At 35.7% G+C, this 24,287-nt stretch carries 20 protein-coding genes, 1 tRNA gene and 1 pseudogene; 7 read left to right on the top strand and 15 right to left on the bottom strand.

Annotated features, from left to right (window positions below):
* Positions 1 to 97 precede the first annotated feature (97 nt).
* From PHP31_00330 to PHP31_00315, 4 genes and pseudogenes are all read right to left on the bottom strand, one after another.
* Positions 98 to 217: pseudogene (locus tag PHP31_00330) on the bottom strand (YraN family protein).
* Positions 217 to 1,248: an LD-carboxypeptidase gene (locus tag PHP31_00325; GenBank protein ID MDD3737728.1), complete on the bottom strand. Its 1,032-nt coding sequence runs from the start codon at positions 1,246 to 1,248 to the stop codon at positions 217 to 219. The pseudogene PHP31_00330 and the gene PHP31_00325 overlap by 1 nt, the downstream one beginning before the upstream one ends.
* An 11-nt stretch (positions 1,249 to 1,259) precedes the next feature.
* On the bottom strand, positions 1,260 to 2,246 hold the full coding sequence (locus PHP31_00320; protein ID MDD3737727.1) for a dihydroorotate dehydrogenase-like protein: 987 nt from the start codon (positions 2,244 to 2,246) through the stop codon (positions 1,260 to 1,262).
* Positions 2,247 to 2,265: 19 nt separating this feature from the next.
* Positions 2,266 to 3,861, bottom strand: coding sequence for a S41 family peptidase (locus PHP31_00315; GenBank protein MDD3737726.1), 1,596 nt, complete (start codon positions 3,859 to 3,861; stop codon positions 2,266 to 2,268).
* Between the two features lie 238 nt (positions 3,862 to 4,099).
* Between PHP31_00315 and PHP31_00310 the strand changes: the two genes are divergently transcribed.
* The 6 genes from PHP31_00310 to PHP31_00285 all read left to right on the top strand — a co-directional run bounded on the left by PHP31_00310 (position 4,100) and on the right by PHP31_00285 (position 11,067).
* Positions 4,100 to 5,368 (top strand): DUF2851 family protein, encoded by a 1,269-nt coding sequence (locus PHP31_00310; protein ID MDD3737725.1) that lies wholly within the window; start codon positions 4,100 to 4,102, stop codon positions 5,366 to 5,368.
* A gap of 4 nt (positions 5,369 to 5,372) precedes the next feature.
* Positions 5,373 to 7,196, top strand: coding sequence for a sodium-dependent transporter (locus PHP31_00305; GenBank protein MDD3737724.1), 1,824 nt, complete (start codon positions 5,373 to 5,375; stop codon positions 7,194 to 7,196).
* Positions 7,197 to 7,207: 11 nt separating this feature from the next.
* Positions 7,208 to 7,336, top strand: a complete 129-nt coding sequence (locus PHP31_00300; GenBank protein ID MDD3737723.1) for a hypothetical protein — start codon at positions 7,208 to 7,210, stop codon at positions 7,334 to 7,336.
* Between the two features lie 65 nt (positions 7,337 to 7,401).
* Positions 7,402 to 8,343: a helix-hairpin-helix domain-containing protein gene (locus PHP31_00295; protein MDD3737722.1), complete on the top strand. Its 942-nt coding sequence runs from the start codon at positions 7,402 to 7,404 to the stop codon at positions 8,341 to 8,343.
* Positions 8,340 to 9,701, top strand: coding sequence for a tetratricopeptide repeat protein (locus tag PHP31_00290; protein MDD3737721.1), 1,362 nt, complete (start codon positions 8,340 to 8,342; stop codon positions 9,699 to 9,701). The genes PHP31_00295 and PHP31_00290 overlap by 4 nt, the downstream gene beginning before the upstream one ends.
* Before the next feature lie 7 nt (positions 9,702 to 9,708).
* The gene (locus PHP31_00285) at positions 9,709 to 11,067 is read left to right on the top strand and encodes a peptide MFS transporter (protein ID MDD3737720.1); all 1,359 of its coding nucleotides are present in this window, start codon (positions 9,709 to 9,711) and stop codon (positions 11,065 to 11,067) included.
* 195 nt (positions 11,068 to 11,262) lie between these two features.
* Here PHP31_00285 and PHP31_00280 read toward each other — a convergent pair whose 3' ends face one another.
* From PHP31_00280 to thpR, 9 genes are all read right to left on the bottom strand, one after another.
* Complete coding sequence (locus PHP31_00280; protein MDD3737719.1) at positions 11,263 to 12,000, bottom strand: glycosyltransferase family 2 protein; 738 nt, start codon at positions 11,998 to 12,000, stop codon at positions 11,263 to 11,265.
* A gap of 40 nt (positions 12,001 to 12,040) precedes the next feature.
* Positions 12,041 to 13,705: a glycosyltransferase family 39 protein gene (locus PHP31_00275; protein ID MDD3737718.1), complete on the bottom strand. Its 1,665-nt coding sequence runs from the start codon at positions 13,703 to 13,705 to the stop codon at positions 12,041 to 12,043.
* 1,143 nt (positions 13,706 to 14,848) lie between these two features.
* Positions 14,849 to 15,745, bottom strand: coding sequence for an ATP synthase F1 subunit gamma (atpG, locus tag PHP31_00270; protein ID MDD3737717.1), 897 nt, complete (start codon positions 15,743 to 15,745; stop codon positions 14,849 to 14,851).
* 24 nt (positions 15,746 to 15,769) lie between these two features.
* Positions 15,770 to 17,353: a F0F1 ATP synthase subunit alpha gene (gene atpA, locus PHP31_00265; protein ID MDD3737716.1), complete on the bottom strand. Its 1,584-nt coding sequence runs from the start codon at positions 17,351 to 17,353 to the stop codon at positions 15,770 to 15,772.
* A gap of 18 nt (positions 17,354 to 17,371) precedes the next feature.
* Positions 17,372 to 17,929: an ATP synthase F1 subunit delta gene (atpH, locus tag PHP31_00260; GenBank protein MDD3737715.1), complete on the bottom strand. Its 558-nt coding sequence runs from the start codon at positions 17,927 to 17,929 to the stop codon at positions 17,372 to 17,374.
* A 6-nt stretch (positions 17,930 to 17,935) separates the two neighbouring features.
* Complete coding sequence (locus PHP31_00255) at positions 17,936 to 18,430, bottom strand: F0F1 ATP synthase subunit B (protein MDD3737714.1); 495 nt, start codon at positions 18,428 to 18,430, stop codon at positions 17,936 to 17,938.
* Positions 18,431 to 18,502: 72 nt separating this feature from the next.
* A complete protein-coding gene (gene atpE, locus PHP31_00250) occupies positions 18,503 to 18,763 on the bottom strand; it encodes an ATP synthase F0 subunit C (protein MDD3737713.1) in 261 nt (86 codons plus the stop codon).
* A 34-nt stretch (positions 18,764 to 18,797) separates the two neighbouring features.
* Positions 18,798 to 19,922, bottom strand: a complete 1,125-nt coding sequence (gene atpB / locus PHP31_00245; protein ID MDD3737712.1) for a F0F1 ATP synthase subunit A — start codon at positions 19,920 to 19,922, stop codon at positions 18,798 to 18,800.
* Positions 19,923 to 20,182: 260 nt separating this feature from the next.
* Complete coding sequence (gene thpR, locus PHP31_00240) at positions 20,183 to 20,746, bottom strand: RNA 2',3'-cyclic phosphodiesterase (protein ID MDD3737711.1); 564 nt, start codon at positions 20,744 to 20,746, stop codon at positions 20,183 to 20,185.
* Between the two features lie 52 nt (positions 20,747 to 20,798).
* Between thpR and PHP31_00235 the strand changes: the two genes are divergently transcribed.
* Positions 20,799 to 20,872 (top strand) — tRNA-Ala (locus tag PHP31_00235).
* Positions 20,873 to 21,000: 128 nt separating this feature from the next.
* On the opposite strand, the gene PHP31_00230 is transcribed toward PHP31_00235, so the two are convergent.
* Together PHP31_00230 and PHP31_00225 are read right to left on the bottom strand one after the other, a co-directional pair.
* Positions 21,001 to 23,469, bottom strand: coding sequence for a polysaccharide biosynthesis tyrosine autokinase (locus PHP31_00230; protein MDD3737710.1), 2,469 nt, complete (start codon positions 23,467 to 23,469; stop codon positions 21,001 to 21,003).
* Positions 23,466 to 24,269, bottom strand: a complete 804-nt coding sequence (locus tag PHP31_00225) for a polysaccharide export protein (GenBank protein MDD3737709.1) — start codon at positions 24,267 to 24,269, stop codon at positions 23,466 to 23,468. The genes PHP31_00230 and PHP31_00225 overlap by 4 nt, the downstream gene beginning before the upstream one ends.
* Positions 24,270 to 24,287: the final 18 nt, after the last annotated feature.

The following is a 24,287-nucleotide window of genomic DNA, read 5'->3' as shown; positions in this document are numbered from 1 at the left end:
AATCCTTTATAGATGTCCGTTCTTCCAAGGTTACAAAAGAGAAGATTGTCGCCAAGCTCGGCTACCTTCGGCTCAAAGAGCGTTTACACACTTTGGAGATATCAATTTCGTAGTGCTTGTATCGCCAATTTCTGAATAAAATCAAATATCCTTTCTGCTGCAAATAGTCAACGGCAATATCTTCGCCTTTTTCGCCAAGTATGTTATGCTTAGCCATTATCTTGCTAAAAATTTAAAAAAAGTAAACAGCAAACCTATTATGGCAAAAAATGCCAAAAAGTACAGAACGTATTTAATAATCGGCTTTATAGTATTAGAAAGTTTTATTTTTTCGTCGCCTTCTTTTTGATCGAAGATGATTTCAGAAAAATCTTTTTTTACGCTAAGTGTGATATTTCTACCCATAATTAAAGGCATATTGCGAAAAAAGTGTCCTGCCGGAAAATCAAAACAGATGGGAATATCGTAATTTTCAAGGTGTTGCAGAATAATCTGATTAACGTTTTTACCGAAAGTTTTTTCATCTTCTTTTAAATCGGTGAATCCACCGACAATAACTCCCTTAAAACGCGACAGTTTACCACTTCTTTTAAAATTAATGAGCATTCGGTCAATGTGATACAAATGTTCGCCAACGTCTTCCATAAACAAAATGCTGTCTAATTGTGGAGCATCTTCAGGATTTGAATTAAGCGCATACAATACCGATAAGTTTCCACCCGTAAGGCTACCATATGCTTCACCTTTTTTGTTGAATAAGCTGCTTTCAATTTTGTAGGCAACAGGCTCTCCAAACAACGCATCTTTAAGAGCATTGACGGCTTCTTCGGCTTCGGGGTTGCTGTACTGCGAAGGCATAATGGCGTGAATGGTTTCAACTTGTAAAACATTATTTATGTGAGCATGCAACGCTGTAATATCGCTGTAGCCTACAATCCACTTCGGATTTTTAACAAAAACATCGAATTTTAAATTATCAATAACTTCAATTGTTCCGTATCCGCCTCGGGCACAAAATATAGCCTTAATGTTTGGGTCGTCTAACATAAATTGCAAGTCGGAAGCACGCTGCTGGACAGTTCCCGAATACTTGAAATAACTTTCGCGTAAATGTTTACCTTCAACAACATTGAGTCCCCAACCTTTAATGATGTCAATAGCTCTGTCAATGTCAATATTGGCTATATTGCCTGCTGGCGCTACAATAGCGACTGTATCGTTGGTCTTTAAATACGGTGGTGTTCGCATAACTACAACAATTACTCAATTCCGGCAAAATGCTTCATAAACTGCACACGGTCGTAGGCAGCAGGATTTTTAAGGTTTTTATAACTCATCTTACCAATAAAATCGGAAGTGCTTTCAAATTTATTGTCGCTCATCCATTTTTGTAAATCATTATTGATATCGGTAATAACCTGTGCACCTTTTTTGTGCAAAACGCTTACAATTTGAACAGCGTTGGCTCCCGCAAGCATAGCTTTTATAAGACCTTCCGATGAGTGTACGCCTGTGGTTGCGGCTAAATCGCACCTGATTTCACCGGAAAGTATTGCAATCCATCGCAAAGTGTTATGAATTTCGTCGGGAGTGCTAAAAGTATTGGTTGGTTTGACCGTAAAATCATTTATGTTGATGTCGGGCGAATAAAACCTATTGAATAGCACTATAGCATCGGCTCCGCTCCACGACAGCTTTTGAACGGTGTTGGCAAAACTCGAAAAGTACGAACTTAACTTTAAAGAAACCGGAATACTAACATTTTTCTTAACTCCTACCAAAATGTCGAAATAGATTTTTTCAATATCAGCTGAACTTTTAGAAAAATCGTTAGGCAAAATAAAAATGTTTAGTTCAAGAGCATCGGCTCCCGCATTTTGCATTTTCGAAGCAAACTCCATCCAATCGCCGGCTGACACGCAATTTATGCTTGCAATAATTGGAATCTCAACTTCCTTTTTGCAGGTTCTTATTAAATCCATATAGCTTTCTACATGATGCATACGACTGTAATTGCTGATATAATCGTAGGCTGTGGTGATATCGTGATTGCTATCGAGATTATTTATTTGCTTGTTAATTTCCTGCAAAATTTCTTCTTCAAAAAGGGATTTCAAAACAACAGCACCTGCTCCGGCTGCAGCATATTCTTTAATGTTTTTTACCGACTTGGTAAGTCCTGAACTTCCGACTATTAAGGGACTTTGTAAAGTTAATCCCATATATTTGGTTTGTAGTTTTTTCATATCTTAGATTTTTAAGTTATTAATTTAATTTTTTAAAAGCCCAATCGCTTTGTATGATTTCTATTGCATTTTGCAAAACATCATCTTGTTCGGCAATGGACTTATAGTACGAATTTATTTCAAATAAGTTTCTGGCAATTAAGCCTTTACAAACATTGTAAATATATTTTTTCGATGTTTCAATATCTTTATCGTTGCGTGGTACTCCTTTTTCTTCTGCGTAGGTAGCAAACTTATCTAAAAAATCATCGTTTAGCTCGGGGAAATTTTTGATAAAATCATCATCGTTATAATAAGTTTTCAGAAGTTCTTCTCTGCTATTATCAACAAAATGCAAAGCAAAATTATTGAGTATGCCTTTTCTGGAAATATCTATCAAATATTTTGACGAAAAAGTGGTGTCCATAGGCACAAAATAATCGGGCATAATACCGCCGCCACCGTAAACTAAACGTTTGTTATTGGTGTAATATTTTAGCGAATCGGGAAACTTAATGCTGTCGGCATGAACCATTTCGCCATGTTTATGCCTTTCGGTAATCTCTTTGCGATAATCCACACCTTTAAAAGGTTTTTGAATACATCTTCCCGAAGGTGTAAAATATTTAGCAGTAGTAATCCTGACCATAGAGCTGTCGGGTAGTAAGAACGGTCTCTGCACTAACCCTTTCCCAAACGAACGTCTTCCTATAATAATACCTCTATCCCAATCTTGCACAGCACCCGACAAAATCTCGGAAGCCGAAGCCGAACCTTCGTCTATTAGAACTATTAATTTACCTTTTTCGAATATACCTCCGCCTTTTGAAGTAAAATCTTGTCGCGGCATTTTTTCACCCAATGTATAAACAATGAGTTTATCGGAAGGCAAAAGTTCATCGGTAAGATTGTAGGCTACATCCAAATATCCGCCAGTGTTACCTCTTAAATCTAAAATCAATTTATCCACACCTTCTTCTATCATAGGCTTTAACGCCTCCTTAAATTCGATGACAGAATTGCGTGCAAAGCGCGAAAGCTTTACGTAAGCAATATCGGAGTTGATTTTATAAGCGGCATCTATACTATTCAAGGGTATTTTGTCGCGTTTTATGTTAAAATCGATTAGTCCATCGACGCCATGTCGGACAATTGAAATCTTGACGTAAGAGCCCTTAGGACCTCTAAGTCTGTCAAAAACAAATTTGTTGTTTATCTTCTCGCCAACTGCCAACTCATCATTTATTTTTACAATTTTGTCGCCCGACATTATTCCCAACTCATCGGAAGGTCCACCAGGAATAGCAGCTATTACTATTATTGTATCCTGATAAATTTGAAACTGAATCCCAACACCTTCAAAATTACCTATCAAAGGTTCGTTTACTCTTTGAACATCTTTTTTAGAAATATATATAGAATGCGGATCTAAGCTTTTTAGCATTGCTATAATTGCATCTTCTGTAAGTTTTTCAACATCTGCAGTTTCTACATACTGATAATTGATTAATTGTATTAAAGTTGAAAATTTTTGAAAGGTGGTTTTAGGATCAATTTTGTTTTGTTGTAATTGAGCATTAGCAATTATTACAAACATCAAACAAACGAATAAGAATAATGATTTTAGTATTTTCATATTTATTTAAATTTGCTTTTGGCTTTTAGTCCCGAAGTTTCGGGGCTCTTGGCTGTTTACAATTAGCAATTAACAATTAACAATGAGTAATTGATAGTTGCTCATTATACATTGCCAACGGCTAATGGCTAACAGCTAACGGCTAAAAGCCATTCATCTCATAATAGCATATTTTCTTGACTCCAAAATTATACAATTTTTGTACATTTTTTATAAAAGAATATTATTTTTGTTAAATATGACCGAGGAATTCATATACTATTTGTGGCAGTACCGCCTGTACGACCCCAACAGCTACTTAGTTGACGGAACAAGTTTCGATGTTGTTCATGTTGGTTACAAAAATTCAGATTCAGGTCCCGATTTTTTTAATGCCAAAATAAAAATTGGCGATACCTTGTGGGCAGGAAACGTAGAAGTTCATGTAAATTCTTCGGATTGGTTTTTGCACAAGCATGATAAAGACTCGCAGTACGACAACACTATCCTACACGTTGTTTGGGAACACAACGCCGACGTGCGACGAAAAGATAAAACCATAATACCAACCCTTGAGCTTAAAAACTATGTTGCAGAAAAATCATGGCAAAGGTATTTGGAATTTATGACTTCGAACACACAAATACCCTGTCAGAATTTAATTGGTACAGTCGGCGAATTTGAACTCCAAATGTGGTTACAGCGCTTATTAGTAGAACGTTTGCAACGAAAATCCTTGCTTGTTGAATTATACCTTACGCAAACCAATAACGACTGGGCTGTTACTTTTTACAAACTTTTAGCTTACAATATGGGTTTTAAAGTAAACCAACAGGCTTTTGAAATGCTTGCACAGTCGTTGCCGTACAATTATTTGCTCAAACATTCCGACGACTTATTTCAAATAGAAGCGATGATACTCGGGCAAGCCGGTTTGTTACGACCCGATTTTAAGGATAAATATCCGCAAGATTTATATAAGGAATATAAATTTTTGCAACATAAGTTTTCCTTAAAACCTATAGATGCAGGTTTGTGGAAGTTTATGCGTTTGCATCCCGAAAACTTCCCAACTTTGCGACTCACACAACTTGCAGCTCTGATACATCAAGCCAAAGGCAGTATTTCAGAATTGGCTGAAATTAGCAACATAAAAGATTATTATAAGTTTTTCGACGTAAAATCTTCTTCATATTGGGATAATCATTACGTTTTTGATAAAATTTCTACCAATAAGGTCAAAAGATTGGGCAAATCATCTGCAAACTTACTGATTATAAATCTGTTAGTTCCTTTTCTATTTGTTTATTACAAACGAAAAAACATCTCCCAAAAACTTAATTTTCCTATTTCGCTATTGGAAGAGTTAAAAGCCGAAAACAATTCGCTAATCAGGAAGTTTAAAGCTATGGGAATAGATGTAAAAACAGCAGCCGACAGCCAGGCTTTAATTCAATTGAACAATTTTTATTGCAACAAAAAACAGTGTTTAAATTGCGGTATAGGCATATCATTATTAAAAAATTAAAACCATGACAAAAATTCAAAACACAAATTCGTGGGGCTCTCGTGTGGGATTGATATTAGCTATGGCTGGCAACGCAGTTGGTTTGGGCAACTTTTTACGTTTCCCAATGCAAGCAATTCAAAACGGTGGCGGAGCTTTTATAATTCCGTACTTAGTTTGCTTTTTGCTATTAGGTATTCCGCTACTTTTTGTTGAATGGACTATTGGTAGATACGGCGGACAGTCCGGTTATCACACGGCTCCATTTGCTCTTCATAAGCTAAATAATAAGCCTCTGTGGAAGTACGTCGGAGTTTTCGGAATTTTTTCAAACTTAACTATTGCCGCCTATTATTGCTATATCGAAAGTTGGTCTTTATCGTGGGTATACCACTCTGTAGTCGGGACATTTAAAGGTATGTCATCGGTAGAAGTGTCTAATTTCTTTGCCGACTATACAGACCTCACCACCACAGCATCTGGCATTCCTTACGAAGGTATAGTTTTCTTTGCTCTTTGTTTAATACTAAATATATTTATTTTGAGCAAGGGATTGAAAGGTGGTGTAGAAAAAGCTGCCAAAATCATGATGCCTTTATTAATCATATTCGGACTGTTTTTAGCCGTTAAAGGGATAACACTAAAAGCCGGTAAATCCGGTGCTTTGTTCGACGGTACGGTAGGTTTAAACTTTTTGTGGAAACCGCAATTTGAATCGTTGCTTAATCCTAAGGTGTGGTTGGCAGCAGCAGGACAAGTATTTTTCACATTGTCGTTGGGTTTGGGTACTGTGCAATGTTTTGCCTCGTACGTTAAAGAAAAAGACGATATTGCTTTAAACGCTCTGAGTGCAGGATGGATTAACGAGTTTGTCGAGATAGTATTAGGAAGCTCAATAATTATTCCTATTGCTATTGGCTACTTTGGATTGGACAAAGTTGTTGAACTTACAAGTTTGGGCGGATTTGGATTAGGTTTTAGAGTTATGCCGTACTTGTTTCAACAATGGGGTCCTATATTTTCGGTGCTGGCGGGATTGTCGTTTTTCGGATTACTTTTCTTTGCCGGTATAACAAGCTCTTTGGCGATGGGAACTCCTATTACATCATTTTTAATAGACGAGTTTAACTTTACACAAAAAAGAGCATCGGTAGTTTTTGGAGTTATTGTATTTCTTTTGGGATTGCCAACTATTTTCTTCTTCTATCAAGGTGTATTCGACGAATACGATTATTGGGCTGGAACGGTTTCGCTCGTGGTTTTTGCAATGTTAGAAGCAATACTGTTCTCGTGGATATTCGGAGTCAATAAAGGGTGGAAAGAGCTAAATAAAGGAGCTGATGTTAAAATTCCGATTATTTATAAATATGTCCTGAAATACATAACACCCACCATATTAATAATAGTGTTTGTCTCCTCGACGATACGTCCCGTAAACGACGATTGGTCGAAAATAAGCATTAAAGGTTGGGAACTCGACGAAGGAAGCATTATAGGACAAATCACTCACAAAAATATAAAGTTTAATCGCAAGTATTTTAATGATAGTTTTTATTCCGAAACAGATGGAATTGTCGATAAAATAGAAACTGTCGGTAATAAAACATATATTTCTGTTACCGACTCAAACTCCGACTCAACAAGGTCGTACCAAGTACAAAAAAATTGTCAAATTGTTGTAGATAAAGGCACGCAAGTTAATGCCGGCGATGTTTTGTTTAAAGGTAAAATTGTGAATAACATTTTTTATCAAGATGTTTCACGCTTGCTCTTAACTCTCACATTTATATCTATTGCTGTACTAATACGTATAGCATACAAAAAACGTTTAAAAACCGGTGATATTTAAAAACTTAACATATGGATATTGATGCTTTAATTTTTATGATTGCTGTTGAAGGAACTGTTATTTTTGTAGCACTGTACTACTTTTTAAAAGTTCTGAACACAAAACCTAAAGACGAACCCGATTCGTACACTGACGAATAATTTGTTGTAAACATCTGATATTACAGCTTTTACACAATTTTAAAACAACTTATTCATTTTATCGGGTGAAGAAATCGAGTAATAATGGCTTTTTTAGGTACAGCCGTGCCGAACGCTACGGAATAGCCGTATTATTGCTAATTTTAGTAATTGTTATTGTTTTACCTACATTTTGGTCTGGCAAAAAAAGCAAGGATAATTCAGATAAATATGAAAGCTTCAAGCAAGAATTATTTGAATTTCAGAGCCAAATAGCATTTTTAAGTGATTCAATTAAAAATGCAAACGAAAGAAAATTCGATTTCAACTATCCCGACTACTCATTTTCCGAACAAAAACTAAATCCTTTTATGTTTAATCCCAATAATATGTCGGAAGAAAAATGGGCAGAATTGGGTTTAAGCGATTGGCAAATAAGAGTTATAAAAAACTATGAAGCCAAAGGAGGCAGGTTCTATTCAAAAGAAGATTTGAAAAAAATATATTGTTTGAAACCAACTGAATACCAAATTCTTGAGCCATATATCGTAATTCCCGAAAGTCAGAAAAAAAGAAAAACTTACTACACTAAATACGAAAAGAAACAAAAATATATCAGAGTTTCAGATACTATTAGAATAGAACTAAACTCCGCCGACTCAGCATCTTTGGTCAAACTTTCGGGCATAGGACCATCTTTTGCAAAAAGAATTATCAACTATCGAAATTTGTTGGGTGGCTACGTCAATAAAAATCAATTGTTGGAAGTTTACGGATTTAAGCCTGAGTTTTTGGAAAAGATTGAGTTAAATATCAGCGTCAACACCGATGGTGTTAAAAAATTTAACATCAATACCGCTACCATAGATCAGTTGAGAAAACATCCCTACTTAGACTACTACACTGCAAAGGCTATAATCGACTACCGTATCATCAACAACGGATTTAAAAGCATTGAGCAACTCAGAAATGTAAAACTCATTCACGACGACCTGTACGACAGAATTAAAGATTACTTTACCATATGATGAAAACAACGAAGTTAATAATATCACTCTTGCTTATTATTTGTTGCATATCGGCTACATCGCAAAACCATCGCATTGTCGATTCAATAATCGATGCAAATAAAAATAAATCAGCACAGCAGCTAACCGACTCTTTGAATAAATATGCCGAAATATACAGAAACATTGATAGAAGCGTTTCATATAGCCTATCGGAAAAGGCTTTGGACTTGGCAAAGCAGAACAAATACCACCTTGCGCAAGCCATTGCAAATAAAAACATAGGTGCTTTGTATTTCTTTAAAGGCGAAGGCGATACTGCCAACATGTACTACAACAAGGCAATAGAGTTGTACGGTATTGCAAACGATACCACAGGAATAGCCGACTGCCTTAACAATATGGGCTTGGTTATGCAAGAAACAGGCAAATACGACAGCGCCTTTATTTATTATGATTCGGCAGCATATTATTACAACAAAACCAAAGATTTGTCGGGGTTAGCATATACATACATCAACAAAGCAGAAGTAAATATTTTTGAAGGTAATAATAACGAAGCCTTCGACCTATTGGACAAAGCATATAAACTATTCGACAAAATTGACGACGAATACGGCAAAATGATGGTACTAAACGACCGCTCGCACGTTTGGGCAACAATTGGTAACTATAAAAACGCCATCAAGGATATTAAAAAGTACATCGAAAGTGCCGAAAAAGCTAACAACAAATACAACTTAGTTTTGGGTTATGGAAATCTTGCGATTTATTACTTCCACACTAAACAAATTGATGATGCGTTAGAAGCAATTGATGTAGCCATAAGCTACGGAAATGAAGAAGACGACGGCTACGGTATTTTTAATATCTATTTAACCTTATCCGATATTTATCACCACCAACAGCGATACAACGACGCAATTGTTTTGCTGCAAAAAGTCCTTAAACACTACGAAGCAACTAATAACAAGTTAAGAGTTGCCAATACTTTTACCAGAATAGGCAGAAACTTGCTCGAATTGGGAGAAATTCCCGAAGCTAAGGACTACTTTTTGCAAAGTTTTGAAATTGCTAACGAAATTGGAGCCAAATACGAAATTTCAGAAAGTTTGTACAATCTGATGATAATTTCTTCTATTACAAGAGATTTCGGCACTACAGACAGCTTAAACGAATTGTATCGTCATTATTTAAAACAAATCGATTACGACATTGATAATTATTCAGTCGATAACGGTAATTTTGAACAAGAAAAAAACTCCGTACTTGCGGGACAGAGCACAAAAAAAATATTTATGTACACCATTTTATTTTTTATTATAGTTTTGCCGATTATTATAATAATTATCAAAAAAGTAAACAAAAACACCAAATAACAAACGTATGAACACGAAACAAGAAAGAGTAAAAACTAAACATCCGGGTGGATTGTATTTAATATCATTTACTTCCATTTGGGAACGATTTAGCTACTACGGTATGCGTGCATTTTTGATACTGTACATGGCTAACGATATATTAAACGGCGGACCAAAAGCTCACTTGGGTGGCTTAGGACTTTCCGAAACTTTGGCTGGTTCCATTTACGGAATCTTTACAGGTTCGTGTTATATTCTACCAATACTTGGTGGCTGGTTAGCCGATAGATACATAGGTAAAAGACGTTCGGTGCTCATTGGTGGAATTTTTATTATGATAGGACACTTTACCCTTGCCGGAAACCTTTACGATAATTTTGCAGTGTTCATATTAGGATTGACTTTAGTAGCCATTGGTAACGGTTTCTTTAAACCTTCGGCTCCTACCATGATTGGCGACTTGTACGAACAAGGAGATAAAAGACGCGATAGTGCGTTTACTATTTACTACTTCCTATTCAACGGTGGTGCATTTTTGGCTCCTATCGTTTGCGGATACTTTGGCGAAACTTACATGTACCGCTGGGGATTCTTCGTTGCAGGCGTTGGTATGCTACTCGGATTGCTTTTGTACATTACTTTTCAGAAGAAATATTTGGGCGAAATTGGTTTAAAACCTGTAAAAGCAAAATCCGAAGGAAAAGCTGAAAAAACACCGCTTACAAAAATAGAAAGAGACAGAATTTCGGTAATTGTTGTGTTGGCATTTTTTGTAACCTTCTTTTGGGCTGGCTTCGAACAAGCTGGAAGTACACTAAACTTGTACGCCGACAAATACATCGACAAAACCTTTTTTGGCTGGGAAATGCCTACATCGTGGTTGCAATCGGTTAATCCGGTGTTTATAGTTTTATTAGGACCTGTATTTTCAGCACTTTGGATGCGATTAGGACAAAAGGGGAAAAATCCGCCATCGCCTATAAAAATGGGATTAGGTATGATTGCCTTAGCCATCGGGTTTGTGTTTATGATAGGTGCGGTAATGCAACGTGGTGCCGACAATACCGACATTACAGTTAAAGCCAGTATTTGGTGGCTGATTGCTACCTACTTTATGCACACCGTAGGCGAGTTGATGTTGTCGCCGATAGGATTATCATTGGTAACCAAATTGGCTCCCGTTCGCATGGCAGCACTATTTATGGGCGTTTGGTATTTAAGTAGCTTTATTGCCAACAACCTAAGCGGAATATCAGTACACTTTGTAAACAAATTCGGAGCTTTGACCATCTTTTCGGGTATAGCTATATTCGTGGGACTTTTAGGAGTAACGGTTTTATTCCTTTCCAGATGGCTTATTGGTAGAATGCATGGTGTCGAGTAAACGAGTTGCGGGTTACGGGGTGCGGGTTACGGGGTTCAATATTTTCGGTCGCTGAGTGCCGAAGGCGTATCGAAGCGCGAAAATATTGGGCACTTCTAATTTCTAACTTCTAATTTATAATTTATAATTTTAAAAACCTCGCAACATCCCAAAACTTCGGGACAACACGCAACACGAACCACGCACCACGCAACTCTATTTGTACATTTTTCTCGAAAACATATTATACTTCAAAATACAATAGATAGCTCTAAAGCCGTCTTTCCAGTTTATCTTTTTACCTTCTTCGTAAGTTCTGCCGTAGTAAGAAATACCTACTTCGTAAACGCGTATATTTGGATAACGCGAAATTTTTGCGGTAACTTCGGGTTCAAAGCCGAAACGATTTTCTTTCAGATATAATTTTTTAACGATTTCGGCATCAAATAGCTTGTAACAAGTTTCCATGTCGCTTAAGTTCAAATTGGTAAACATATTCGACAAAAACGTTAAAAACTTGTTTCCAATCGTGTGCCAAAAAAACAATATACGATGCGGCTCGCCACCTGCATATCTTGAGCCGTAAACTACATCGGCTTGACCTTCCAATACAGGTTTAAGCAACTTGTTGTACTCAAACGGATCGTATTCAAGGTCGGCATCCTGAATAATAATGTATTCGCCGCTTGCAGCTTCAATGCCACTGTGCAAAGCCGCACCCTTACCCTTGTTTTTTTCGTGCTTAAAATATTTGATGTTTAATTCCGGATTGGCTTCCTTATAACTAAAAATGGCTTCTTCGGTATCATCCGTCGAAAAATCATTAATAATAATTATTTCTTTTTTGATATTGTTTACAAGTTCTACCTGTTTGATTTTGTCTAATATCAGATGAATGGTTTTTCCTTCGTTGTATGCCGGTATAACAATGGATAGGGTGTTGATTTCTTTCATGTTTAATTATTATGATTTTTGCAAAAGTACAAACAAAAGTTTATTTGATTTCAATTAAATAGTTATAAGTTAAGGTTTTATCGCGGGAACTTTTAAGCAAAAAGTCCAATTCCAAATGCGTAACCCTAAACGATTTAAACGCTTCTATCAGATTATAATCAACGTTGTTTTTTTCAAGACTTGTCAGTCCTTTTAGGTCGGTGTAAATCCAATCTTTAGGCTTAACATTTGCCAAATCGTTTTGAGTAATATATTTTGTTAATGTTCGGGTGTAAAAATCGAATGAATGACTTGCAGCCTCGTACCTATACACATTTGTTTCAGGCAGTTTGTTTTCGCGAACATAGATACCTGCCTGCGAGTTGGCTTGATATTGCAACAAGTTGGGATAAAAATGCAAAGCCATCATCAGATTGAAACAAACAATAGTAATGGTAGTAGGTATAAATATTTTTTGAGTTGGATTTTTTATTTTAACAAATAAATATAAATTGACAGAAAACGCAAGTATCAGTACCAAAGGCAAGATTACATTTCTTGGAGGAAACACAAAAATATAACCCACCAATATCAGAAGCCAAAACAGTAGCATAACACCGAACATGGCTCGGGCAACTTTAACCGACGTTTTTTCTTTCAACTCGTAAATAAAATCGGCGGTAATTATTGATGCAAAAGGAAAAATTACAAAAATATAATGAGGCAACTTGTAATTGGAAAAAGATAAAGCCGCAAAAACCAGTACAAATCCGCACAGACTAATGTACTCGCTATTGGAATCGACTTTGAACTTTTGCTTAAACAATTTGATTATTTTTATAATAAGAGCTGGCACAAACAAAAACACCCAAGGTTGAAAATCCCACAAAATGGTATGAAAGAAATACAGATAACCGCTTCCATCGCTCCAATAGTTTTCGCCTGTAATTCTGCCAAAACTTTGAGTCCAAAAGAAAAATTTAATCCCCGAAGGTCCGTCCAAACCGTAAACATGTTTTTCGGGATGCATGTCGAATTGCGTGTATAACCCATAGCACATTGGCACAAGCGTTAGCGCTACGAAGAACAATAGCAATAGCCATTGCGGCTTAAAAACATTTCGCCACTCGCGTTTGAGCAAAAAATTGCCTCCAAACGCCAAAGCTATTACAACTATTGCAATTGGTCCTTTTGCCATCATTGCTAAACCAATACCTATAGACGATAGTAACAAGTTGCGAAACCTCGAAAATTTTATGTAATCGTTAAGTTGCCATGCCGAAAACATTGTCAATCCTAACAACATAGTGTCGGTGCGGACATCGTTGGTTATCAGAAACAAAGCCTGGCTGCTAGCCAGTATCAATGCCGATAGAATTGATTTCTGTTTGCTGTACCAACTTAACGAAAACCTGTAAGTGCTGTAAATACCTAATAAAGCAATAAGCACCGACGGCAATTTATAAGCAAAATTTGAAATTCCGAATATCATAAACGATAACGACGATAGCCAAAACAGCAAAGGCGGCTTGTCTAAATAATCTTTACCTTGCTCGTAAACATGCAAAAAACTTTTGGTTTGGCTCATTTCCATAGAAATGGTAGCGTACTGAGCAGCATCTACTTCCATTACATCAACGAACATACCAAAAACGTACACCAATATTATTGCCGCAAACAATATTATGTACTTGTTTCTATCGTTTATTGAAAATATTGATTTCAAAATCAAAAATTGTATTTGTGATTTTTATCGTTTACAAAAATAATATTATTTGTGGGGAAATGGATTTTATTAGTGTTATTTTAGGTTAGAAGTAAGTAACCGTTAGCTTTTAGCCTTTAGCCGTTGGCTAGACACAGCCAAGAGTCCCGAAACTTCGTGACTAAAAGCCAAAAAGAAAAAACCGCCGACAAAACTCTGTTCATCGGCGGTAACCACATCATAACCATATTATTAACCAAAAATATACTAATTTAAGGGTTATGAAAAATCCAATTTAATAAATATTTTTTAATCTTGTTAACTTCTTTTATTAATTGCTCAATAAGTGCTTGTTCTTATAGTTTTGCCATTTTGGGCAACAACTATGTCGAATATAACTTTTCGCAACTCTTGAGCCGAAAATTCTGAGTTAGCTCCTATTCCCACTCTTATTCTTTTTATTGCCTCCTTTCTTAATTTTAAGTGTTAATTATTAGTTCCATGTGGGTTTTTGAGTTTTTTAGGTACTCAAGCTTTTTACACTGCAAAAAAACATAAAATAATAATACGAAAAACAGGTATTTCTACCTGTTTTTGTAAAAAGTTTACTTTTTTGAATATAAAATCTGCTTTTGTTTTTTGCGGTGGATAAGTGGTAATAAACTATTAGCCGTCAGCCATTAGCTATTGGCTGATAAATAGTGAATGGTGGTGGGTGTCTTTAATCTCGTCCCGAAATTTCGTTACGAGTTTCTAACTCCTAACTCGAAACTAATCCGCACCACGCAACCCCTTTGCTGCCGCACGATTGCATCGTGTGGCAAATCCTTATATCATAATAATATCCAATAATCCCCACTTAATTCTGCAAATCGAACGTGAGTCAGTGAATCTGTTAAGATTTTGTGCAACAATCAAACTTTTACAGTTTCTATTTGTTTCCTTTCATTTTCTTTGCTTGTCCAAAGAAAACGAAACAAAAGAAAAGACACTTTTTACAAGGAATTTTTTATTACCTTTAGGCAATAAAAACCGTATAAAAGAAACTAAATTTCTTACAAGGATTCAGAAATTTTTAACGTTTCTTTTATACATATTCTGCGTAAAAAGGTTTTTAATATGTGAAATTTTAGCCAACAGCTACCCCGAAACACGTAACCCGAATCACTGCTTCAAAGCTTCTGCTCCGCTAACAATTTCTATAATTTCGTTGGTAATAGCAGCCTGACGTGCCTTGTTGTACGATAATTGCAATTCTTTAATCAAGGTAGTTGCATTTTCGGTAGCCTGACTCATAGCTGTCATACGTGCTCCATGTTCGCTTGTAATGGAATTAAGCATGTATTTGTAGAATTTAATCCTCAAAGTATTAGGCACCATCTCCGAAATAATTTCATCCTTATCGGGCTGGAAGATATAATCGATATTTGAATTAAAATCTGCGTCGGCAGCTATATTGGTAATAGGTAGAAATTGTTCGAGGGTGATTTTTTGAGAAGATGCATTGATAAATTCATTATAAATAATTTCAATTTTATCAATTTTTCCATCTCTGTAATCGCTTAAAAGGAAATCAGCAAATTCTTTAATAGACTCGTAAGAAGGATTATCATCAAGTTCAAAAGCTCTATCGTAAATTTTATATTTGGTTTTTGCAAAAAATTCTTTCACTTTTCTTCCAACAGGCAAAACAAATGTGTTATAATCTGAGTTTTGTTTTTCTATCAAATAATCGGTAGCTTTTTTAATTGTATTGCTGTTGAATGGTCCGCAAAGTCCTTTGTTTGAAGCAACAATGATAATCAGTGCATTTTTAACTTCTCTTTCTTGAGCAAAAATGTTATCAATGGTATTATTTTCGGCTTCATTATCATTTGAAGAAAGAGACATCAAGACATTGTTTAATATTTCGTCTTGCTTTTGCGAATATGGTTTTAAAGCTGTAATGGCGTGTTGTGTCCTTCGTAATTTAGACGCAGCAACCATTTTCATAGCATTGGTTATTTGCTGTGTGCTTTTTATCGAGTTTATTCTTTTTCTTACTTCTTTTAAATTAGCCATAATATATATAAGGTCTTAACTTAATTACTTTGTAAACTGTTTGGCAACGTCGTTGGCAATTGTTTCTAATTGATTAATAATTTCGTCGGAATATTGTCCGTCGGCAAGTTGCTTGAGTATGTCACTGTGTTGCGAGCGCATACGGTGCAAAAACGTTGTTTCAAAATTTGTAATAGAGTCTACAGGTACATCTTTAAGCAAGCCCCTGGTTCCGCACGCAATAATTGCAATTTGTTCTCCCACCGGCATTGGCGAAAACTGGTCTTGAATAAGTATCCTAACGTTACGAGCACCTTTGTTAAGAATGGCAACAGTTGCGGCATCTAAGTCGGAACCAAATTTAGCAAATGCTTCCAATTCGCGATATTCGGCTTGTGCCAATTTTAGAGTACCTGCAACTTTTTTCATCGATTTTATTTGAGCATTACCTCCAACACGCGATACCGATATACCCACGTTGATAGCCGGACGAACACCGGCATTAAACAAGTCGGTTTCCAAAAATATTTGTCCGTCGGTAATTGAAATAACGTTGGTTGGGATATAAGCCGATACGTCTCCCGCTTGTGTTTCGATAATAGGCAGTGCCGTGAGCGAACCTCCGCCTTTAACTTTACCTTTCAGCGATTCGGGAAGGTCGTTCATTTGAGCTGCAATTTCGTCGCTTTGAATTATTTTGGCTGCTCTTTCAAGTAGTCGCGAGTGTAAGTAGAATACGTCGCCCGGGTATGCTTCACGTCCTGGTGGACGGCGTAGTAGTAGAGATACTTCGCGGTAAGCTACAGCTTGTTTTGTAAGGTCGTCGTATATAACAAGAGCCGGACGACCGGTATCTCTAAAATATTCGCCTATTGCAGCACCTGCAAATGGAGCGTAAAACTGCATAGCAGCGGGGTCGCTGGCGGTAGCCATTACAATAATTGTGTATGCCATAGCGCCACGTTCTTCCAAAGTACGCATAAAACTGGCTACTGTGGAGCCTTTTTGTCCAATAGCTACGTATATACAATAAACAGGCTCGCCTTTATCGTAATTACTCTTCTGATTTAATATGGTATCGATGGCAATGGTGGATTTTCCGGTCTGTCTGTCGCCAATAATAAGCTCTCTCTGACCTCTACCGATTGGTATCATGGCATCGATAGCTTTTATACCTGTTTGTAAAGGCTCGTTAACCGGCTGACGGAAAATAACTCCAGGAGCTTTACGCTCCAATGGCATTTGAATGAGTTCGCCTTCTATTTTTCCTTTTCCGTCTATAGGTTCTCCAAGCGTGTTTACTACACGTCCTAGCATACCTTCGCCAACATTAATACTTGATATTAAGCCTGTACGTCTGACCTTATCTCCTTCGTTTATGGATGTTGATTCGCCAAGTAGCACCACACCCACGTTGTCTTCTTCTAAGTTCATAACTATACCTCTAACTCCGCTATCAACAAATTCGACAAGTTCACCTGCTTGTGCGTTTGTAATACCATATATGCGTGCAATGCCATCGCCAACAGTAAGCACTGTGCCTACTTCGTTTATTTCCGCCTCAAGGGTTAAACCGGATAATTCTTGACGCAATATTGCTGTTACTTCAGAAGGTTTTATTTGTGTCATGTTATATTGTTTTATTTTTTAAAAGTCTTTTAAATATAAATTTTTAGATAATTCCTTTTTTATTGTTCTTAGTTTGTTTTCCAAACTTTGATTTATTTCGTAATCGTCGATATCGACAACGAAACCGCCAATCAAATCGGGATTAATAGTTTCTTGCAAATCGATTTTTAAATCGGAAATATTACCTAACAATTTGATTAATTCGTTCTTGTTATCTTCAGATAATGGAACAGCGGATTGGACATAAGCTTTTTTAATTCCCATATCTATCATAAATAATTCCTGATAGTATTTAGCTATTGAACACAAATAGCTTTCTCTATTCTTGTTTATCATAAGCTTGATAAAACTGTAGGTCATTTTTTGTACCTTACTATCAAAAAGTTTTTCAGCAATTTTCAGTTTTTTCGATTTGTTAATCAATGGTGATTTTAAAAACAGATTAAATTCTTTAACGGTTTCGCACAATTCATCAACGTAGACCATATCGTCATTTACCTGTTTATGAATGTTATGTTCTTTAGCCAGCTGAAAAACAGCATTTGCATACCTCTCAGATATTTTACTAACTCTCATATTCCGCTAATTAAAATCGATTTCCTTAAGCATTTGATCAATAAGTTGCTTTTGCTTATTAGCCGGCTCGAGTTCCCTTTTCAGAAGTTTCTCGGAAATTTCGACAGAAATTTCAGCCAATTGTCCTTTAAGTTCGGATATTGCTGCTTTCTTTTCCATTTCTATGCTGACTCTAGCAGCTTCTATGAGTCTGTTTGTCTCTTCATTAGCCTTAATTTTAGCTTCTTCGATAATAGTTTCTTGCATTTTTCTTGCTTCGGCAAGCATACTATCGCGCTCGTTTTTAGCTTGTTGCAGCAATTCTTCATTTCCTGCTTTAAGTTTAAGCATGTCTTTATGAGCTTGTTCTGCTGCTTCCAAAGAGTTTCTGATGTTATCTTCTCTTTGACGTATTCCGTTCATTATAGGCTTCCAAGCAAACTTCGCCAATACAAACAAAAGTATGCCGAAAACTAAAGTCATCCAAAATATAAGCCCAAGTCCGGGCATTACTAGTTCCATAATTGTGTTTTTTAAAATTAAAAAAATGGGTTAGTTGGTAGCCAATCGCTATAAACTAACCCAACTCTTCGTTTAAAGTACTACTATAAGTAGGCACACCACGATGGCAAAGAAAGCGACACCTTCGATAAGAGCTGCAGATACAATCATGTTCATACGTATATCACCTGAGCTTTCAGGCTGACGTGCAACAGATTCTAACGCAGTTTTACCAATGCTTCCAATTCCGAATCCGGCTCCAATAGCTGTAATTCCCGCTCCTATAGCTCCACCTAATTTTGCTAATGGTCCTAAATCAGTAGCTACTTGTAATAAAATGTTTAATAGTGTCATAAATGTATTATTTAAAGTGAATAATATTTATTTTTTATTTTGCTGTTTCTTCAATGTGTTCGTTATGACTTTCTGTTGATATTCCTATATATATCGACGATAAAAGCGTAAATACATAGGCTTGAATGAAGGCTACTAATATTTCTAACGCCGAAATAAATAAGCTAAAGATAATCGATAAAGGAGATACGGCTACACCTGCAAAAGGCGAGTTTGCTCCGAACAAAAATATTATGCTTATAAATCCCAAAATTATTATATGTCCTGCGGTGATGTTTGCAAACAAACGCACCATCAGAACGATGGGCTTTGTTAGTAAACCTATTATTTCGATTATGGGCATAAGGGGTATTGGCACCTTTAAAAATATAGGAACCCCAGGTGTATTTACTATATCTTTCCAGTATGCTTTGCTACCGAATACATTTGTAACAAAAAATGTAAACATTGCCAACACAAAAGTAACCGACATGCTGCCTGTTACGTTGGCTCCGCCTGGGAATATAGGTATTAAACCTAAGATGTTACTAAACAGTATAAAGAAAAATAGTGTTAGCAAAAAGGGTAAAAACTTTTGGTACCTATCTTCTCCAATTGATGGTTTCACCACGTCGTCTCTAACAAAAAGCACTATGGGTTCCAAGAACGATTGTAAACCTTTGGGTGGTCGGTTATTATCGCCTTTGTAGCGCTTTGCTACGCTTATAAATATAACCATAAGTAAAATTGCAGCAACAAAAATTCCTACAACATTTTTAGTTATCGAAAAATCTAATGGAATTTTTGCGTCGGCTATCATGTTGTCATTTTCGTCAACTTTCACAATCTTACCTTTTTGTTCGCCCGAAGTCATTAGCTTATAGCCATTGTAGCTGTGTCCGTGATTAAATTTTGAAGACGAAAAACAAACTATCTTACCTTGATCGTAAAGTATTATTGGTAGCGGAATTGTTAGATGAAAATCTTTGTAAGAAAGAATATGCCATTCGTGAGCATCAACAATATGACCTATAATCATCTCGCCGGCATTAAATTCCTCCTCAACATTTTGGACGGGCTCAACCGGATTTTGTGCCGAAATATTACCTAAACTTATTGAACAAAATATTAATAAAAGCAGTAGATACTTAGCGGTATTTGTTTTTCTTAAATTCTTCATGGCTTATTATATTAAGTGCAATATTACAAATATTTTATAAATCAAGATGTTTTTTTGCCGTTTTTTTTATCACCGAAACCGATTTTGAGAAAAAACACCTGAGGTCTTTTCTGCAAATCTCTGAAAACAAAGCTGTTATCGTTGCATTCGCATTATTGAATTATAAAGAAATACAATAATTGCTTAATATTTGTAACCTAAAGTGTGTATTATTACTATTTGGTAAAGTACTTTGCCAGCAATACTGAGAAACGAATTAATTATACAAACTCTGATTTACCAACAACACTGTATTCAGGTCCTTTTGGAGTTAGCTTGCTCTCGAATAATATTATATTATCGACTAAAAAACTGAAACTTTTACCATTTTGGTATTTGGAAATACACGACTGGAAATATTTTACATCTTGTAAATGCTTAATACGACCTAATGTAACGTGAGAGACAAAGTTTTCGGAAGTTTTACTAATTCCTATTTGGGATAGATGTTGCGACAAGGTTTCAAATATTTGATTAAACCTTTTTTCGGGATTGGCTTTAACCCATATAACTTTGGGACTATATTTCGAGCCGAATATTCCTATTTCATCAATGCTTGCAGTAAATTTATCGTACTGTTTGGTTGTTTCATCAATAGCCCATAGTATTTCGGGAATTAGTGAAACCTGTGTATCGCCCAAAAATTTAAGTGTTAAATGCAAATTACAAGTTTTTACCCAATTTATTTTGTCTTTCGACAGACAAGTTTTCAAATTGTCGGACAAACTGACTATCGAAGAGTCTTCTGGTACCGTAATTGCTATAAATAATCTTTTTTCATTCATTTGACAAAAATACAGTATTATTTCAGAATTTTAATATATTTGCAGGCGAATTGGGGCGTTAGCTCAGTTGGCTAGAGCGTTAGACTGGCAGTCTAAAGGTCAAGGGTTCGACTCCCTTACGCTCCACAAAAGTTGAGTTTGTGTTAGAAGTTTATACTACATAAACTCAACTTTTTGTTTTTGGTTGCTATCAATGTTTAAGTAATTCTATCAATAATCCCGTTAATTCGAAAAGGAATTATTTTCTCGTTCTCTTACTTTTTAGAAAACAGTTTGTTAATCCGCGAAGTCTTTCTTTTAGATACCACATCATCAGAATAATAGCCATAGCCTCTTGAATAACCATAACCGTAGCCATACCTACGTCCGTATCCGTAGCCATATCCATAAGAGCCTACTTTGGGGTCAATACCGTTAAACACGATGTAGTAACTCTCTTTGTAATTATTTTCTACTTCAGAAGTTATATTTGCCAACAATTTTTTAGAACTATAACCCTGACGTACTACAAACATTCGCACATCAACATAAGAGAATAGTAGCAATGCATCGGTAACAATACCAACGGGTGGCGTATCTACGATAATATAATCGTAAATTTCTGATAGCTTCCTAATAAGTTCATAGTTCTCCGACGAGCCAATAAGTTCAGCAGGGTTGGGTGGTATAGGTCCCGAAGAAACTATATCAAGATTAGGGTATTTGGTTTTTTGAATAATTTCCTGCATTGTGTGTTCACCAAGTAAATACGAGCTTATACCTGCAGTATTAGTTAAACCAAAATCCTGATATATTTTAGGTTTTCTTAAATCGTAACCCATCAACAAGGTTTTTTTATTGCTATTGGCATATATAGAAGCCAAATTTATTGAGGTAAATGTTTTGCCTTCTCCAACCATCAATGATGTTACCAAAAAGACCTTGTGCTCTTTACCTTTTGTTATATAACGCAAGTTGGTTCGCAACGACCTAAACGTTTCGGCTATTGCCGATTTGGGGTATTTTACAACAGGAGTATTTGTTTCATAGTGATTATGTAATATGCTACCTATTACAGTGGCTTTTGTTGCTTTTTCTATATCGCTCTTGCTTTCGACGTTATCGTTAAAGAAATCTTTGATAAAGATGAAGCCTATTGGCAACGCTAAACCTAGAAAAAGAGCAATAACATAATTTAGAACCGGTTTGGGAGAAACCGGAGTATCGTCAATAGTTTTGGCACTATCGATAATTTCATTATCCGATGTGTTGCTCGCCTTAGCTATTGAAGCTTCCGAACGTTTTTGCAACAAGTAAGTATAAATGGCATCATTAAGCTTGTATTTTCTTTCTATACCCAACAGTTGGCGTTCAGTTGAAGGCAAGTCGCCAAAATTGCTACTTAGTTTATCAATTCTACTGTCGATATCTTTTATTTTAATTTCGGAGCTGACCATAATGTTATTGATACTCTCACTTATACTTTTTTTAGTCAGACTGATTTTCCTATCTGCAGCTAACAATAAGGGGTTGTTCGGACTATCCTTAACCATTCTTTCGCTACGTTCTGCATATAAGTTTGTAAGCTCTTTTAATTGTTCTAACAATAGCGGGTCTTCTACCCCTATAGCCGGAGGCGTAAAGGGTGCATCTAACTCAATATTTGAAGAAATATATTCTTTTAGATTTTGGTACAATTTGTTTTTAACAATAAGCTCCCCTTTTTGACTCTCCAACTCCATGATATAATCGTAAACCTTAACCGACTGGTCTTCCAAATTCATAACAAGATTTTTTGAACGGAAGTCTTGCAGTACATTTTCATTTCTCGAAAGAGAATCGCTTATTTGAGACAATTGCGAATCGATAAAGTTAATTGTATTTATGGAAATAATATTCTTTTTATCAAGTCCTTGTTGTATGTATATCTTAGCTAACATGTTTAAAAAATCTACTGCCTTATCGAAGTTGGAATATTTTATCGACACGTTAACAATGGAAGATTCCTTATGAGTGGTTGTTACATTATAGTTAGAAAATGTTTTAACCATAGAATTCAATGTGTTAAACTGGAAGAAATACCTGTTATTTGAAATATCACCAGTATTAACAACGTTGGGATTTTTTATTATTGTAAAAGCAAAAGCATCGGTTTCTATATGTTGTCCGAACTTGAATTTCTTGTTTACCGATACCTTGGGTACAACTTTATCAGTATCTTCATACAAGAAGTAATTATATAATTTAACATTTTCTCCTTCTACTTCTAACGAAAATTCATCCCCATTAATTCCACTTACAAAGAACTTAATATTAGAAGCCGGTTGCAAAGCAAATGTATCTAATACAACTATAAAAGGCGAGTCTTTATATATCTCACTGTTCATAACACGACCTTCGCCGTAATACGATATTTTAAAGTCTAAGGCTTTTACCGTTTTTTCTACAATAGTTCTCGACTGCAAAATTCCTATTTGGTTTTGTAAGTTTTGAACAGTATTTCCCATTCCAAACCCAATCATCGATTGAATATCGATGCTAGAATTTTTTTCATCTTGAATTAAAATTGTAACCTGAGTTTCGTAAATTTTTTCCGAATATCGGTTAAACAAAAAAGCAATAAAAAACATAACTACTAGCGAAGCTAATATTAGTTTCCAATTCGATAAAATTTTCCTGAAAATTGCTTTTATGTCAACTTGTTCTTCTTTTATTTCGTATATTTGGTTGTTGGGCTCTGTCATTGCTTTTTAATATAATTGAGAATTAACAAATATGTGGTAATAGTTGATGTTATTGTTGTAAGCACAAGTGCGTAAGGAAATGCTTCAAAGGTGTAGCGTTTGCTTCTAAGTGGTTCTATGTAAATAATGTCGTTGGGTCGTAAATAGTAGTTGTCTGAATATATTAAGTCTTTTCTGCTTATATCAACAACAAGGAGTTCAGTAACACCTTTGTTGCTGCGTACTATTTTTACTTCTTTTCTATTAGCATATGTTCCCATATCTCCAGCCATAGCAATAGCTTCCAAAACATTGACTCTGTTTTTACTAATCATGAATCTGCCCGGATTGCGAACTTCGCCTAGTATAGAAATGTTAAATCCGACCAACTTTACGGTAACGCTTGGCTCCATCACAAAGTCGCTCATTATTGCATTTAGGTCGTTCTGTATCTGGTTGGTACTTTTATCCTTAACATAAACATCGCCTAATAGCGGTAACTGAATATAACCCGAATCGTTTACCATGTAACTCGACAAGTATATATTTGCCTCAGTTACGTTATAATTATTGCTTGAAACATTAGATGAATTAAAATAAGCGTTACTTTTTTCGTCAAAAGAAAACAGGTGTATCATTAAAAAATCTCCAGGCTGAACGCAATAATCATCAAATGAAAGTTTGGGTAATTTTTGGCTACTAATAACTATATCGTCCGTTTCTTGTAATAAAAGCGTCTCCTTATGGGAGGCACACGAAAAGAAACCCGAACTAAATACCACCAAAACAATGAATATTAATAACTTATTACTCTGTTTCATAAACTTTTTTATATAAAA

The sequence above is a fragment of the Lentimicrobiaceae bacterium genome (genome assembly GCA_028697555.1).
Taxonomy (GTDB): domain Bacteria; phylum Bacteroidota; class Bacteroidia; order Bacteroidales; family UBA4417; genus UBA4417.
Note: the sequence above shows the minus strand (reverse complement) of the source record. Positions and strands in the feature narration are given on the sequence as shown.

Coding starts and splice junctions, on each gene's coding strand:
- PHP31_00325 (MDD3737728.1), bottom strand. CDS start 1,248: ATGCGAACACCACCGTATTTAAAGACCAACGATACAGTCGCTATTGTA.
- PHP31_00255 (MDD3737714.1), bottom strand. CDS start 18,430: ATGGAACTAGTAATGCCCGGACTTGGGCTTATATTTTGGATGACTTTA.
- thpR (MDD3737711.1), bottom strand. CDS start 20,746: ATGAATGAAAAAAGATTATTTATAGCAATTACGGTACCAGAAGACTCT.
- PHP31_00285 (MDD3737720.1), top strand. CDS start 9,709: ATGAACACGAAACAAGAAAGAGTAAAAACTAAACATCCGGGTGGATTG.
- PHP31_00320 (MDD3737727.1), bottom strand. CDS start 2,246: ATGAAAAAACTACAAACCAAATATATGGGATTAACTTTACAAAGTCCC.
- PHP31_00290 (MDD3737721.1), top strand. CDS start 8,340: ATGATGAAAACAACGAAGTTAATAATATCACTCTTGCTTATTATTTGT.
- PHP31_00300 (MDD3737723.1), top strand. CDS start 7,208: ATGGATATTGATGCTTTAATTTTTATGATTGCTGTTGAAGGAACTGTT.
- PHP31_00280 (MDD3737719.1), bottom strand. CDS start 12,000: ATGAAAGAAATCAACACCCTATCCATTGTTATACCGGCATACAACGAA.
- atpH (MDD3737715.1), bottom strand. CDS start 17,929: ATGAGAGTTAGTAAAATATCTGAGAGGTATGCAAATGCTGTTTTTCAG.
- atpB (MDD3737712.1), bottom strand. CDS start 19,922: ATGAAGAATTTAAGAAAAACAAATACCGCTAAGTATCTACTGCTTTTA.
- PHP31_00225 (MDD3737709.1), bottom strand. CDS start 24,269: ATGAAACAGAGTAATAAGTTATTAATATTCATTGTTTTGGTGGTATTT.
- atpA (MDD3737716.1), bottom strand. CDS start 17,353: ATGACACAAATAAAACCTTCTGAAGTAACAGCAATATTGCGTCAAGAA.
- PHP31_00305 (MDD3737724.1), top strand. CDS start 5,373: ATGACAAAAATTCAAAACACAAATTCGTGGGGCTCTCGTGTGGGATTG.
- PHP31_00230 (MDD3737710.1), bottom strand. CDS start 23,469: ATGACAGAGCCCAACAACCAAATATACGAAATAAAAGAAGAACAAGTT.
- PHP31_00310 (MDD3737725.1), top strand. CDS start 4,100: ATGACCGAGGAATTCATATACTATTTGTGGCAGTACCGCCTGTACGAC.
- PHP31_00315 (MDD3737726.1), bottom strand. CDS start 3,861: ATGAAAATACTAAAATCATTATTCTTATTCGTTTGTTTGATGTTTGTA.
- atpE (MDD3737713.1), bottom strand. CDS start 18,763: ATGACACTATTAAACATTTTATTACAAGTAGCTACTGATTTAGGACCA.
- atpG (MDD3737717.1), bottom strand. CDS start 15,745: ATGGCTAATTTAAAAGAAGTAAGAAAAAGAATAAACTCGATAAAAAGC.